This is a genomic window from Bradyrhizobium cajani, assembly GCF_009759665.1.
In the GTDB taxonomy this organism is placed as follows: Bacteria; Pseudomonadota; Alphaproteobacteria; order Rhizobiales; family Xanthobacteraceae; genus Bradyrhizobium; species Bradyrhizobium cajani.
Window position 1 is genome coordinate 1 of sequence record NZ_WQNE01000066.1, and the last position, 14,859, is coordinate 14,859.

General features: G+C 64.6%; 10 protein-coding genes. 9 read left to right on the plus strand and 1 reads right to left on the minus strand.

The genetic code is table 11. The features are described 5' to 3' along the window. Together GPL20_RS37845 and GPL20_RS37850 are read left to right on the plus strand one after the other, a co-directional pair. Nucleotides 1-2,864, plus strand: a 2,864-nt coding sequence (locus tag GPL20_RS37845) for a beta strand repeat-containing protein (protein WP_205751241.1), incomplete at its 5' end; no start/stop codon positions are given. Nucleotides 2,865-3,013: 149 nt separating this feature from the next. Continuing rightward, nucleotides 3,014-5,245: a CHASE2 domain-containing protein gene (locus GPL20_RS37850; protein WP_157337727.1), complete on the plus strand. Its 2,232-nt coding sequence runs from the start codon at nt 3,014-3,016 to the stop codon at nt 5,243-5,245. 329 nt (nt 5,246-5,574) lie between these two features. On the opposite strand, the gene GPL20_RS37855 is transcribed toward GPL20_RS37850, so the two are convergent. Further along, on the minus strand, nt 5,575-7,170 hold the full coding sequence (locus GPL20_RS37855) for an ABC transporter substrate-binding protein (RefSeq protein ID WP_157337729.1): 1,596 nt from the start codon (nt 7,168-7,170) through the stop codon (nt 5,575-5,577). Nucleotides 7,171-7,383: 213 nt separating this feature from the next. Between GPL20_RS37855 and GPL20_RS37860 the strand changes: the two genes are divergently transcribed. The 7 genes from GPL20_RS37860 to GPL20_RS37895 all read left to right on the plus strand — a co-directional run bounded on the left by GPL20_RS37860 (nt 7,384) and on the right by GPL20_RS37895 (nt 14,779). Next, on the plus strand, nt 7,384-9,045 hold the full coding sequence (locus GPL20_RS37860; protein WP_157337731.1) for an ABC transporter substrate-binding protein: 1,662 nt from the start codon (nt 7,384-7,386) through the stop codon (nt 9,043-9,045). A gap of 231 nt (nt 9,046-9,276) precedes the next feature. Further along, the gene (locus GPL20_RS37870; protein ID WP_254125294.1) at nt 9,277-10,230 is read left to right on the plus strand and encodes an ABC transporter permease; all 954 of its coding nucleotides are present in this window, start codon (nt 9,277-9,279) and stop codon (nt 10,228-10,230) included. Between the two features lie 4 nt (nt 10,231-10,234). Then, on the plus strand, nt 10,235-11,137 hold the full coding sequence (locus tag GPL20_RS37875) for an ABC transporter permease (protein ID WP_157337733.1): 903 nt from the start codon (nt 10,235-10,237) through the stop codon (nt 11,135-11,137). 3 nt (nt 11,138-11,140) lie between these two features. After that, entirely contained in the window at nt 11,141-12,202 is a 1,062-nt protein-coding gene (locus GPL20_RS37880) for an ABC transporter ATP-binding protein (RefSeq protein WP_167533386.1), read from the plus strand. Further along, nucleotides 12,199-12,396: a hypothetical protein gene (locus GPL20_RS37885; protein ID WP_157337735.1), complete on the plus strand. Its 198-nt coding sequence runs from the start codon at nt 12,199-12,201 to the stop codon at nt 12,394-12,396. Before GPL20_RS37880 ends, GPL20_RS37885 begins: the two co-directional genes overlap by 4 nt. Then, nucleotides 12,393-13,808: an amidase gene (locus GPL20_RS37890; protein ID WP_157337737.1), complete on the plus strand. Its 1,416-nt coding sequence runs from the start codon at nt 12,393-12,395 to the stop codon at nt 13,806-13,808. Before GPL20_RS37885 ends, GPL20_RS37890 begins: the two co-directional genes overlap by 4 nt. Further along, nucleotides 13,805-14,779 carry an ABC transporter ATP-binding protein gene (locus GPL20_RS37895; RefSeq protein ID WP_157337739.1) on the plus strand — a complete coding sequence of 325 codons (975 nt, stop codon included), beginning with the start codon at nt 13,805-13,807 and terminating at the stop codon, nt 14,777-14,779. The genes GPL20_RS37890 and GPL20_RS37895 overlap by 4 nt, the downstream gene beginning before the upstream one ends. Nucleotides 14,780-14,859: the final 80 nt, after the last annotated feature.

Below are 14,859 nucleotides of genomic sequence, written 5' to 3' on the forward strand. Positions count from 1 at the left end.
CCAACGATGCGCCGACCATCACGAGCAGCGCAGCGGCGGCGACCGGCAAGGTCACCGAGGATGCGGGCCTCACGCTGTCGATCGACGGCACGCTGGCGATCCAGGATCTCGACCTGATCGACACACACACGGCGCAGGCGGTGTTCAAGTCGTCGTCCTCGAGCGCGCATCTGCCGGGCTTTATTGAGGGCGCCACGAATATCGGAACCTTCACGATCGATCCGTCGGTGCTCGAATCGAACGCCGATATCAACAACGGCGCGACGCTGGGCTGGCACTTCACGCTCGGCAACAACAACGCGATGCTGCAGTCGCTGGCCGAAGGCCAGGCCATCATCCAGGTCTACACCGTCACCTTCACCGACAATCACGGCGCGCAAGTCTCGCAGGACGTGACTGTCACGATCAACGGCGCCAATGACGCGCCGACCATCACCAGCGCTGCCGCGGACGCCGCCGGGGCGGTGACCGAGGATGCAAGCGCAACGCTGTCGATCGACGGCACGCTGGCGATCCAGGATCTCGACCTGATCGACACACATACGGCGCAGGCGGTCTTCAAGTCGTCGTCCTCGAGCGCGCATCTGCCGGGCTTTATTGAGGGCGCCACGAATATCGGCACCTTCACGATCGATCCGTCGGTGCTCGAATCGAACGCCGATATCAACAACGGCGCGACGCTGGGCTGGCACTTCACGCTCGGCAACAACAACGCGATGCTGCAGTCGCTGGCCGAAGGCCAGGCCATCATCCAGGTCTACACCGTCACCTTCACCGACAATCACGGCGCGCAAGTCTCGCAGGACGTGACTGTCACGATCAACGGCGCCAATGACGCGCCGACCATCACCAGCGCTGCCGCGGACGCCGCCGGGGCGGTGACCGAGGATGCAAGCGCAACGCTGTCGATCGACGGCACGCTGGCGATCCAGGATCTCGACCTGATCGACACACATACGGCGCAGGCGGTGTTCAAGTCGTCGTCCTCGAGCGCGCATCTGCCGGGCTTTATTGAGGGCGCCACGAATATCGGCACCTTCACGATCGATCCGTCGGTGCTCGAATCGAACGCCGATATCAACAACGGCGCGACGCTGGGCTGGCACTTCACGCTCGGCAACAACAACGCGATGCTGCAGTCGCTGGCCGAAGGCCAGGCCATCATCCAGGTCTACACCGTCACCTTCACCGACAATCACGGCGCGCAAGTCTCGCAGGACGTGACCGTCACGATCAACGGCGCCAATGACGCGCCGACCATCACCAGCGATGCCGGCGCGGCGACGGGCGCGGTCATCGAGGACGAGGGCTCGTCGCTGTCGGCATGCGGCACGCTGGCGATTCAGGATCTGGACCTGGTCGACACCCACACGGCCGTGTGGTCATTCAAGTCGTCGTCCGTAAGCACGGATCTGCCGGGCTTCGGGACCGGTTCACATATCGGCACTTTCTCGATCGATTCATCGGTAACCGAATCCAGCAGCGACACCAGCAATGGTGCGACACTGGGCTGGCACTTCACGTTGGACAACAGCGATTCCGTGCTGCAGTCGCTGGCGGAAGGGCAGACCATCACCCAAGTCTACACCGTCACGTTTGACGATCAGCATGGCGGCAAGGTCAGCCAGGACGTCACCGTCACGATCACGGGCACCAACGACGCGCCGACGCTCGACAGCACGACGCTGGCCGCCGTGGCCGGCGACGAGAGCGATCCGGGCGGAGGCACAATCAGCGATCTGTTCGCGAACAAGTTCCACGACGCCGACACTGGCGCAGCTTTCAAGGCCGTCGCCGTCACGTCCAACGCCGCCGCCTCCACCGAAGGCGTCTGGCAGTACGAGATCGCCGGCACCGATCAATGGGTCGACATCGGCTCCGTCAGCGACACCCAGGCGCTGGTGCTGAGCCCGGATACGCTGATCCGGTTCGTGCCGGCCAATGGCTTCACCGGAACGCCGGATCCGCTGGGCGTTCATGCGCTCGACGACACCTATGCCGGCGCGATCACGACCGACGTGTTGACGCCGGCGACGATCGATCTCACGACAACGGGCACCGGCGGTACGACGCCGGTCTCGCACGAGCTCACCACGATCGACACGAGCGTGACGGCTCCGGCCGGCGGCCCGGTCATCCACACCGAGAGTGTCCTCATCGAGCGTATCATCGAGAACAGCAACGAGATCATCACCGATCTCTGGGTCGACCCCGCTTCCGGTGCTGCGACAGATACCTTCACCGTCACGCTGTCGACTGCGCATCCGGATACCAGCATCGCCAGTGTTTATCCGACGTCAGGCACGCTCGACCAGATCAACACCGGCCTCGCGACCGGTGCCGGCATCGCCTACGATCCGACCGGTGCCAGCACCGATCAGTACCCAACGCCGCCCGCCACCGACCAGATCACGCTGACGGTGACGGACACGACCACGGGCCTGTCCGATACCGTCCACTTCATCTTCAACGAAGCGGGCAACACCAGCCAGGCCATCGAGCTGGAAGGCACCGGCGGCAAGGATGTCATCTTGGCAACCGACACCAACGACACGCTGATCGGCGGCGGCGGCAAGGATCAATTCGTGTTCTCGCCAAACGCGTCGGGAAGCGACGGCCAGCACACGATCGATGATTTCCAGGCAGGCCTGGACAAGATCGACCTGCGGCAGTTCTCGGACATCAGCTCCATCGGCAATCTCACCATCGTCCAGCAGCAAAATTCCGTCGACACGCTGGTCACGTGGCAGCAGCAGGTTACCCTCCAGGCGGGTGCGCCAGTCACGGAGCACGAGTCGCTGCTGCTGAAGAACGTGATCGCCGCCAATCTCAAGGCCAGCGACTTCATTTTCCATATCACCTGATCCTGGCCGGGGCCTGCCTGCGGCCGGCGCGCAGCTTGACCGCGGCAAAAAATCCATAATCCTTCGCCGCCAGGGGAATAGCCAACGGCGCGCGGACGCTCCATGATCGGTGCGCCCGACGTGATGCAGATCGGGAAGTCGGATCCAGCATGAAACGTCTCAAGATCCTGCGGCGGTGGTTTGCGCGGAAGTTCGGCTTTGCGCGGCTGATGTGCCTTGCGCTGCTGGTCCTGTTTGCCGGCGCGCGGCTCTGGGACCCGCCGCCGATCCAGGAATTGCGGCTGCGGACCTTCGACATGTTTCAATTGATCGATCCGCGCCACAAGGCGGCGCGGCCGGTCACCATCGTGGACATCGACGACAAGAGCCTCGCCAGGCTCGGTCAATGGCCATGGCCGCGGACGCGCATCGCCGACCTGATCCAGGGCCTCACCAATAACGGCGCGGTCGCGATCGGTTTCGACGTGGTGTTCTCGGAAGCCGACCGGCTCAATCCGGATCTCGTTGCGGGCCAGATGCGCTATCTGGACGATGCCACCCGCGCCAAGCTGCGCGAGCTGCCGACCAACGACCAGATTCTCGCGGAAGCGATCAAGCGCTCCCGCGTGGTGCTGGGCGAGACGGGACAGCGAGCCATATCCTCCGAGCTCGACAAGACGCTGCCCTTCACCGGCGTCGCGACGGTCGGCGAGGAGGGCGCCGAACGCTTCCTGTTCGAATTTCCCGGCCTGCTGCGCAACGTTCCCGTCATCGAGAAGGTCGCTGCCGGCCGAGGCCTGTTCTCGATCAGAACCGAGCGCGATGGTCTGATCCGGCGCGTGCCGATGGTCATGCGCGCCCAGGGCATGATCATGCCCTCGCTCAGCCTGGAGATTTTGCGCGTCGTCACGGGAACGCCGACGCTGCTGATCCGGACCGACAAGACCGGCGTGCGGGCCGTGCGCGTCAAGGGCGTGGAGATCCCGACCGACAAGAACGGCCAGCTCTGGGTGCACTATGCCCGCCAGGATCCCTCGATCTACGTGTCGGCGGCCGATGTGCTCGACAACAGCGTGTCGCCGAGCAAGATCGCCGGCAAGCTGGTGCTGGTCGGCACCTCCGCGGTCGGGCTGAACGACATCAAGACCACGCCGGTGTCCTCGACCATGCCCGGCGTCGAGATCCATGCCCAGGTGCTGGAGAGCATCCTGAGCGGCGCCGTGATCTCCCAGCCGAACTACGCGCTCGGCGTCGAGCTGATCGCGGCGCTGATCATCGGTCTGCTCGTCATCACCTTCACGCCGAATCTCGGGCCCGTGCGCCTCGTGCTCGCCGGCGCGATGTTCGCTGCGATCCTGGTCGGCGTGTCCTGGTTCTTCTACGCGCAGTACCGCTACCTCATCGACTTCACCTATCCGCTGCTGTCGACGACTGCGATCTATCTGACGCTGATCTTCGCCAGCTTCGTGCGCGAGCAGCGGCAGCGCGTGCAGATCCGCGGCATGTTCGCGCAATACATGTCGCCGGTGCTGGTCGAGCAGCTGGCGCAGTCGCCGGAAAAGCTCGTGCTCGGCGGCGAGGAGCGCGAGATGACGATCATGTTCTCCGACGTGCGCGGCTTCACCACGATCTCGGAAAGCTACAAGCACGATCCGCAAGGGCTGATCGCGCTGATGAACCGCTTCCTGACGCCGCTGACCGACGTGATCATCGAGCGGAAAGGGTATATCGACAAATACATGGGCGACGCCATCATGGCGTTCTGGAACGCGCCGCTCGACGATGCCGAGCACGAGGTCAACGCCTGCGAGGCCGCGATCCAGATGCTCGAGAAGATCGACGAGGTCAACAAGGAGCGCGAGCAGGAGGCCGCCGACGGCGGCCATGTCTACATCCCGCTCAATGTCGGCATCGGCCTCAACACCGGCATCGGCGTGGTCGGCAATATGGGCTCCGACCTGAAGAAGAACTATTCGGTGCTCGGCGACAGCGTAAATCTGGCCTCGCGCCTGGAAGGCCAGTCGAAGGAGTATGGCTTCCCCATCATCGTCGGCTCCAGAACCGCGCTCGCCGCCAAGGACAAGTTCGCGATCCTCGAGCTCGACTTCATCATGGTCAAGGGCAAGACCGAGCCGGAGGTGATCTACGCCATCGCCGGCCGCGGGGACGTGATGCATTCGGGCGCCTTCCAGCGCCTGCGTAACGTCACCATCGAGATGCTCGCGTGCTACCGCAGCCGCGATTGGCAGGGCGCGCTCGACGCGATCGAGCGCGGCCGTCGCAGCGAGGACGCCGACACGCTGGAAAAGCTGTTCAAGCTCTACGAAAAGCGGATCAAGGATTTCCAGGTCGACCCGCCGCCCGAGGGATGGACCGGGGCCTATGCGCTGCTGACGAAGTAAGGTGCAAGTGTGTGGCTCGAATGGCACCACACCAAAGGTGTCGTCCCCGCGTATGCGGGACCCATAACCACAGGCAGAAGTTGCTTGCGCGCTGCTAACTCCAAGTCTTCGCGAAACCACTCCCTGTGGTTATGGGTCCCGGGTCTGCGCTGACGCTTGCCCGGGACGACGGTGGTGGTTGACGTGGCAGTTTGGCGCTAACGCTGCCAGCGCCACCATCAACTCCCGTAGGTGGGCAAAGGCGCCAAGCGCCGTGCCTACCCTCGCTTTCACCGCGGCGAGACGGTGGGCACGCTTCGCTTTGCCCACCCTACGGCACTGGTGTCCCCTCACTCCACCCCGATCGTCGTCAGATCCTGAAACCAGTGCTGCGCCTGCACGAACTGCTTGATCTTCGGCGACAGCGCGTGCGGGTTGGTGTCGTGGACGACCCAGACCAGCACGGCATCGTCCACGATCAGCGCATGCGCCTGCGCCAGCAATTCGTCCTGTTTGGTGCTGTCAAAGGTCTGCTTGGCCTCGTCGATCAGCGCGTCGACCTTCGGGTTCTTGTAGCCGCCCCAGTTGACGCCGACCGGCGCGATCTGGCCGGAATGGAAGAAGCGGACGATGGCGTAGAGCGGGTCCGAGGTGACATAGGCGATGTTGTTGGCGGTGATGCCGGCGTTCATCTCGTCGGCCGCGCCCTTGCGCCAGTGCGTATATAATGTCTCGAGCTCGACCACCTTGAAGTCGATGTCGATGCCGATCTCCTTGAAGCTCTGCTGCAGAAATTCGTTCATCGGCAGCGACAGCATCTGGCCGGTGCCGCCTTGCGCGATGATGAAGGTGGTCTTCAGCGGCTTCGCCTTGGAGTAGCCGGCTTCCTCGACCAGCTTCTTGGCCGCAGCCAGATCATATTTCAGCTCGAAGCTCGGCTTGCCGAACCACGGGCTCGACGGGTCGCCCTGGCCCTTGGCGGGTTTTGCCAGCCCGTTCATCAGACCGACCACCGCCTCGCGATCGATCGCGAGATTGAGCGCCTTGCGCAGGCGGATGTCGGTCCAGGGCGACCCCGGCAGCACGCTGAGATGATAATTCCAGACATGCGGCGTGACGTTGTCGACGATCTTCATGCCGGCAGCCTTCAGCTGCGGCACGGCATCCGGCGCCGGGGTCTCGATCAGGTCGACCTGCCCCGCAAGCAGCGCGTTGGTGCGCGTCAGCGCTTCCGGCATCGGCACCAGCACGATCTTGTCTGTTTTGGGAATGCGATTCTTGTTCCAGTAATCCGGATTCTTGGTCAGTTCGGCGAGCTCGCGCGGCACCAGCTTGGTCAGCTTGAACGGGCCGGTGCCGGAAGGTTGGCTGGCGAACTTGTCCCAGTCCTTGCCGAGCTTCTCGTATTGCGTGGGGCTCGATACCAGGAACCACAGCATCTGATAGGGGAAGAAGGAGTCGACCGTCTTGGTGGTGATCTCCACGGTGAAGTCGTCGATCTTGGCGTAGCTCGCGACGGAGGGGAGGCGGGTCTTCACCTGCGCGCTCTGCCGCTTGTCGAATTGCGGTGCCTTGTCGTTGAGCACCTTGTCGAGATTCCAGATCACCGCGTCGGCGTTGAACTCGCTGCCATCGTGAAACTTCACACCCCTGCGCAAGCTGAACCGCCATTTGGTATTGTCGGCCTCGTCGACTTTCCACTCGGTGGCGAGCCCCGGCACCAGCTTGCCGGGCCGGTCGGCGACGTCCATTTCCCAGGCCACGAGCGGATCGTAGATCGTGTAGGCCGTGAATTGATAGGCGCCGGCGCCGCGGTCGGGCTGGCCCGTCGTCAGCGGAATGTCTGCCATCGAGATGCCGTAGCGCACCACCGTTTCGGCGCGCGCCGGGATCGTCGGAAGCGCCAGCGCAAGCACGGCGAGACAGGTCGTTAGTCGGATACGCATGGCCCAAAGCTCCAAGGGAGTATTCAAGAGAGAACTCGGGCCCAAACCTGCAATCTTGATGCCAGAATAGGCAGTGCACTGCGTTTGTTCGTGCGCGCTCACACGGACTTGTGGTCGCAGAGGCGATCTGCAGAGAAAGTGTCCTCACTGGCATAGCCATTGCATACGACTGCAACAAAATTAATCATCGAAAGCCGGAGAAGGATCGAGGCGATGCTTATCAAGAACAACAAGACCCGCGCGGCGTTGATCGCGTTGCTCGCGCTCGGCAGCGCGGCCGCATGGCCGCGCGTGGCCAGCGCCGACAGCGTGCTGCGCATCGGCATGACCGCTGCCGATATTCCGCGCACGTTGGGCCAGCCCGATCAGGGTTTTGAAGGCAACCGCTTCACCGGCCTCACCATGTACGACGGGCTGACCGGCTGGGACCTGTCTTCCGCGGACAAGGCGAGCGTAGTGATCCCCGGCCTTGCCACCGAGTGGAAGGTCGACGACGCCGACAAGACCAAATGGGTCTTCAAGCTGCGTCCCGGCGTCACCTTCCACGATGGCTCGCCGTTCAATGCGGACGCCGTGGTGTGGAACGTCGAGAAAGTGCTGAAGCAGGATGCACCGCAATTCGACGCCAGCCAGGTCGGCGTCACCGCCTCGCGCATGCCGACGCTGGCATCCGCCAGGAAGATCGATGACATGACGGTCGAGCTCACCACCAAGGAGCCCGACAGCTTCCTGCCGATCAACCTCACCAATCTCTTCATGGCGAGCCCGGCGAAGTGGCAGGCCTTCTACGACAAGGCCGAAGGTGCCGACGCCAAGGCGAAGTCGCAGGCCGCCTGGACCGCATTCGCCAAGGACGCCTCGGGCACCGGCCCGTGGAAGATGGCGAGCTTCACCCCGCGTGAGCGGCTCGAGTTGGTTAAGAATGCGGCTTATTGGGACAAGGCCCGCGTGCCCAAGGTCGACAAGATGGTGCTCTTGCCGATGCCGGAGGCGAATGCGCGTACCGCGGCGCTGCTCTCCGGACAGGTCGATTGGGTCGAGGCGCCCGCGCCTGACGCGCTGCCCGAATTGAAGCAGCGCGGCTTCAAGCTCTACGCCAACGAGCAGCCCCATGTCTGGCCGTGGCAGTTCTCGCGTGTCGAGAACTCGCCCTGGAACGACATCCGCGTGCGCAAGGCCGCCAACCTCTGCGTCGATCGCGAAGGCCTCAAGGACGGCCTGCTCGCCGGCCTGATGGTGCCGGCCACCGGCACCTTCGAGCCGGGCCATCCCTGGCGCGGCAAGCCGACCTTCGAGATCAAGTACGACAAGGCCGCCGCGCAAAAGCTGATGCAGGAGGCAGGCTACGGCCCCAACAAGAAGCTGACCGTGAAGATCCAGACGTCTGCGTCTGGCTCGGGCCAGATGCAACCGCTGCCGATGAACGAATATCTCCAGCAGGCGCTCGCCGAATGCTATTTCGACGTGAAGCTTGACGTCATCGAGTGGAACACGCTGTTCACCAACTGGCGCCGCGGCGCCAAGGATCCGAGCGCCAACGGCTCGAATGCGACCAACGTCACCTATGCGGCGATGGACCCGTTCTTCGCGCTGGTGCGCTTCCTGCAATCGGGCATGGCCCCGCCGGTCTCGAACAATTGGGGTTTCATCAACAATCCCAAGTTCGATGAGCTGGTGAAGAAGGCACGCCAGACCTTCGATCCGGCCGCGCGTGACGCCGCGCTCGCCGAGCTGCACGCGGCCTCCGTCGACGACGCCGCCTTCCTCTACGTCGCCCACGACGTCGGCCCGCGCGCCATGAGCCCGAAGGTGACCGGCGTCGTGCAGCCGAAGAGCTGGTTCATCGACTTCTCGCTGGTGTCGATGAAGGAGTGAGGCGGCCCTCGTTCTATCAACACGTCATGCCCGGGCTTGACCCGGGCATCCACGTCTATCCACTTGAACGGTCATTCCGGGGCGATGCGAAGCATCGAACCCGGAATCTCGAGATTCCGGGTTCGGTCCTACGGACCGCCCCGGAATGACGGAGCAAGAGACACGTGGATGGCCGGGACAAGCCCGGCCATGACGCCCCGAGATATCTAGCACTAGCCTGAGTAACCAACCGTGCTTGCCTATATCGCCAGACGCATCATCTATGTCGTCCCGATCGTCATCAGCGTCGCGCTGGTGTGTTTCCTGCTCGTGCACATCACGCCGGGTGATCCGCTCGTCGCGGTGCTGCCGGCCGATGCCTCGCAGGAGCTCGCCGCGCAGCTACGCGCCGCCTACGGCTTCGACCGCCCGCTGCCGGTGCAGTTCGGGCTTTGGCTGCTCCGTGCCCTTCATGGTGATCTCGGCAATTCCATCGCGACGGGACGGCCCGTGCTCGCCGAGGTCATGCGCGCGGTCGGCAACACCGTCACGCTCGCGATCGCGGCGGCCATCATCGGCTTCACCATGGGCATCCTGCTCGGCCTGATCGCCGGCTATTTCCGCGAGACCTGGATCGACAAGGTCGCGACCTCCTTTGCCATCGCCGGCGTGTCGGTGCCGCATTACTGGCTGGGCATGCTGCTCGTCATCATCTTCTCGGTTCAGCTGAACTGGCTGCCCGCGGTCGGCGCTGGTCCCAGCGGCTCCAACTCCTGGGCCTGGGACTGGGCGCACCTGAAGTATCTCGTGCTGCCGGCGATCACGACCTCGGTGATCCCGATGGGCATCGTCACCCGCACGGTGCGCGCCCTCACTGGCGACATCCTCAGCCAGGATTTCGTCGAAGCGCTCCGTGCCAAGGGCCTGCACGAGCGAGGGGTGTTCCGTCACGTCATCAAGAACGCCGCCCCCACCGCGCTTGCGGTGATGGGGCTTCAGCTCGGCTACATGCTCGGCGGCTCGATCCTGATCGAGACGGTGTTCTCCTGGCCGGGCTCGGGCTTCCTGCTCAATTCGGCGATCTTCCAGCGCGACCTGCCGCTGCTCCAGGGCACGATCCTGATCCTGGCACTGTTCTTCGTTGTCCTCAATCTGCTGGTCGACATCGCGCAAGCCGCGATCGATCCGCGCATCAAGCGGGGCTAGCGGGATGAGCGAGCTTCCGCTGTCTGCCACCGCCGATGCCGCGCTCCAGGCGGCGCCTGCCACCAAGGCGCGGGGCTATTGGGCGACCGTCGGCCGCCGCATCATGCGTGACAAGGTCAGCATGGCCTGCGCGCTGGTGCTGCTGCTGATCTTCCTCTCCGCGATTCTTGCGCCATGGCTGGGTCTCGAAGACCCCTACAAGGGTTCGATGATCCGCCGTCTGCGTCACATTGGAACGGTCGGCTATCCGCTCGGCACCGACGAGCTCGGCCGCGACATGCTGGCGCGGCTGATCTACGGCGGACGACTGTCGCTGGTGATTGGGATTTTGCCCGTGATCCTCGCCTTCTGTATCGGCACGTCGCTTGGCATCATTGCCGGCTATGTCGGCGGCAAGCTCAACACCGCGATCATGCGCACGGTCGACGTGTTCTACGCCTTCCCCTCGGTGCTGCTGGCGATCGCGATCTCCGGCGCGCTGGGCGCCGGCGTCCTCAATTCCATCGTGTCGTTGACCGTCGTGTTCGTGCCGCAGATCACCCGCGTCGCCGAAAGCGTCACCACGGGCGTGCGCAACATGGATTTCGTCGAGGCCGCGCGCGCCTCCGGCGCGGGGCCATTCACCATCATGCGCGTCCACATCCTCGGCAACGTGCTGGGTGCGATCTTCGTCTATGCCACCAGTCTGATCTCGGTCTCGATGATCCTGGCCGCCGGCCTCTCCTTCCTCGGCCTCGGCACCAAGCCGCCGGAGCCGGAATGGGGCCTGATGCTGAACACGCTCCGCACCGCAATCTACGTCAATCCCTGGGTCGCGGCGCTTCCGGGCGCGATGATCTTCGCGGTCTCGATCTGCTTCAATCTGCTTTCGGACGGCCTGCGCAGCGCCATGGACATCAGGAACTAAGCCATGAGCGAGAGCAACAATTCTGTTGAAATGCTGGAGCCGGTCGAGGATCGCGGCGGCGTCGCGCAACCGCTGCTTCAGGTCAACGGCCTGACCAAGCACTTCCCCGTTCGCGGCGGGCTGTTCGCCGCCAAGCGCACCGTGCGGGCCGTGGACAACGTCTCCTTTTCCGTCGCCAAGGGCGAGACCGTCGGCATCGTCGGCGAGTCCGGCTGCGGCAAGTCGACCACCGCGCGCCTCCTGATGCATTTGATGCCACGCGATACCGGTGACATCGTCTATGACGGCATGGCCGTCGGCCAGTCGCTGAGCTTGCGTGAGCTGCGTCGCGGCATGCAGATGGTGTTCCAGGATTCCTATGCCTCGCTCAATCCGCGCCTCACCATCGAGGAATCGATCGCCTTTGGCCCGAAGGTCCACGGCATGGCCGACGGCGCGGCGCGCACCCTGGCGCGCGAGCTGCTCGGCAAGGTGGGCCTGCGGCCCGAGAATTTCGCCAACCGCTATCCGCACGAGATCTCCGGCGGCCAGCGCCAGCGCGTCAACATCGCCCGGGCGCTGGCGCTGTCGCCCCGACTGGTGATCCTCGACGAAGCCGTCTCGGCGCTCGACAAATCCGTCGAGGCGCAGGTGCTCAATCTGCTTGCCGATCTCAAGCGCGAGTTCGGCCTGACCTATCTCTTCATCAGCCACGACCTCAACGTGGTCCGTTACATCAGCGACCGCGTGCTGGTGATGTATCTCGGCGAGGTCGTCGAGCTCGGTCCGGTCGACCAGGTCTGGGACCAGCCGGCGCATCCCTATACGCGCGCACTTCTTGCTGCGATGCCGTCCTCCGATCCCGATAGACGCACCGAGCAGCCGCCTATCACGGGCGATCCGCCCAATCCGATCGATCCGCCTTCGGGATGCCGCTTCCACACCCGTTGCCCGTTTGCGGAGCCGCTCTGCGCAAATGCGACACCAAAGCTCACCGCGCTCGATACAATGGGCCACGAGGCTGCGTGCTACATGGCTATACCGGGTTCAGGCCATAGCCGCGCGCCGAGGGAGGAAACCGTATGACGAGACCGACACCGAAAGAGATCAAGCCGATGGCGCAGATCGCCGGCGTCCCCGTGGATGACGATATCGCGACGCGCATCTCCAATTCCATCGGGCCTGCCTTTGACGGCTTTGCCGCCATCGCCGGCACGCTGCCGTTCGACCTCGAGCCTGCGCTCTATCCGATCGCGCAGACGCAGAAGGTGTCGAAATGAGCACCGAACCGACCTTGATGACGCTGACCGAGGTCGCGCGCGCGATCGCGATGAAGCAGGTGTCCTCGCAAGAGGTGACGCGCGCGCTGCTGGACCGCATCGCGCAGTGGCAGCCACATCTCAACGCCTTCATGTCCATTGAGTCGGAGGCGGCGCTGAAGGCCGCCGAGGCTGCCGACGCCGAGCTGGCCAAGGGCAATGTCCGCGGTCCGCTGCACGGCGTGCCGCTCGCGCACAAGGACATGTATTACGACGCAGGCCACGTCGCGACCTGCGGCTCGCTGATCAGGCGCGATTTCGTGCCGACCGTCACCTCCACGGCCTTGCAGCGATTGAAGGATGCCGGCCAGGTCCGGCTCGGCACCCTGCATCTGGCCGAATTCGCCTACGGCCCGACCGGGCACAACGCTCATTATGGTCCGGTGCGCAATCCCTGGAACGTTGCGCACATCACCGGCGGCTCATCGTCGGGCTCGGGCTCGGCGGTCGCGGCGCGCCTGACCTATGCGGCGCTCGGCTCCGATACCGGCGGATCGATCCGCATGCCCGCGCACTTCTGCGGCGTCACGGGGCTGAAGACCACCGTTGGCCGCGTCAGCCGTGCCGGCGCGATGCCGCTGTCGCAATCGCTCGACACGGTCGGCCCGCTCGCCCGCACCGCCGAGGACTGTGCGCTGCTGCTGGCGCTGATGGCCGGCCCTGATCCGGAGGATTCGACCACCAGCCACGAGCCGCTGTCAGACTATGTCGGCGCGACCAAGGGCTCGCTCAAGGGCCTGAAGATCGGCGTGCCCGCCTCGTTCTATGTCGAGGATCTCGACAGCGAGGTCGCGCGCGTGCTGGACGAGACCATCGCGGTGCTCAAGCGCGAGGGCGCCGATATCGTCAAGGTCGAGCTGCCGGACCAGCGGCAATTGCAAGCGGCAAGCCAGCTCGTGCTCGCGGCGGAAGCGGCCGCCTTCCACAAACGCTGGATGATCGAGCGTCCGCAGGATTATGGCGCGCAGGTCTTGATGCGGCTTCAGAACGGCCTTGCCGTTCCCGCCATCACCTATCTCGAGGCGATGCGCTGGCGCGGGCCTGCGCTCGCCGCCCACAATGCTGCGACGTCGGGCGTCGATGCGGTGATCGCACCGGCCTCGCCGATACCGGCGCCGACGATCGAGGAAAGCGATGTCGGCGGCGGCCCGAACGCGCCGGCGCTGTTGCAGCGGCTGACGCTGTTCACCCGCCCGGTGAACTTTCTCGGCCTGCCGTCGCTCACCGTGCCATCCGGGTTCACCGGCAGCGGCCTGCCGATCGGCATGCAGCTGATCGGCCGCTCCTTCGATGAAGCCACCTTGCTCACCATCGGCGCCGCCTTCCAGCGCGTCACCGACTATCACGACCGGGTACCCAAGCTGCCGTCATGACCAACCTCGTCGAGATCTCAGGCCTCAACATCCGCTTCACCGGCGAGCGCACGGTCTATGCCGTGAACGATCTCAATCTCTCGCTCGGCAACAGCGAGGTGCTGGGCCTGCTCGGCGAATCCGGTTCGGGCAAGAGCGTCACCCTGCGCGCGCTGATGCGGCTGTTGCCGAAGAAGCGCACGCAGATTTCGGGCAAGGTCAACGTCATGGGCCGCGACGTGCTCGCCATGAACGACGACGAGCTCTCGTCGTTCCGCGGCCAGACCGTGTCGATGATCTTCCAGGAGCCCGCGCTCGCGCTCGATCCGGTCTACACCATCGGCGCCCAGATCGCCGAAAGCGTGGTGCGGCACGAAGGCAAGAGCTTTGCGGAAGGGCGGGCGAGGGCGCTCGAGATGCTCGAGGTCGTCCGCATTCCCTCCGCCAAGCGAAGACTCGACGCCTATCCGCACGAAATGTCCGGCGGCATGCGCCAGCGTGCGATGATCGCCCTGGCGCTGGCCTGCCGGCCCAAGATCCTGCTCGCGGACGAGCCAACCACCGCGCTCGACGCCACCGTGCAGATCCAGATCCTGCTCTTGCTGCGCGAGCTGCAGCGCGAGTTCGGCATGTCGGTCATCTTCGTCACCCACGACATCGGCGTCGCCATCGAGATCTGCGACCGTGTCGCGGTGATGTATGCCGGCCAGATCGTGGAGCAGGGAAGCTTGCGCGACATCGTCCGGTCGCCGGTCCACCCCTACGCCAGGGGCCTGCTCGCCTCCACCATCCACGGCGCCAGGCGGGGGCAGCGGCTCGAAACCATCCCCGGTACCCCGCCCTCGCTTGGCGAGAAACCCCACAACTGCTCCTTCGCTCCCCGCTGCAAGCTCGCCGAGCCGCGCTGCCTGGCGCAGCTGCCGCCGAACGTGCAGGTGAGGCCGGGCCGGGAGGCGCGGTGCGTGCTGGCGGAGAAGGTGGTGACGACGTGACACCAACGGCAGTCGTCGTCTCGTAACGTTTGTCGATGTGAGCTGAGGTACAGCCGCGCGTACACTGCGCTCCCTCCCCC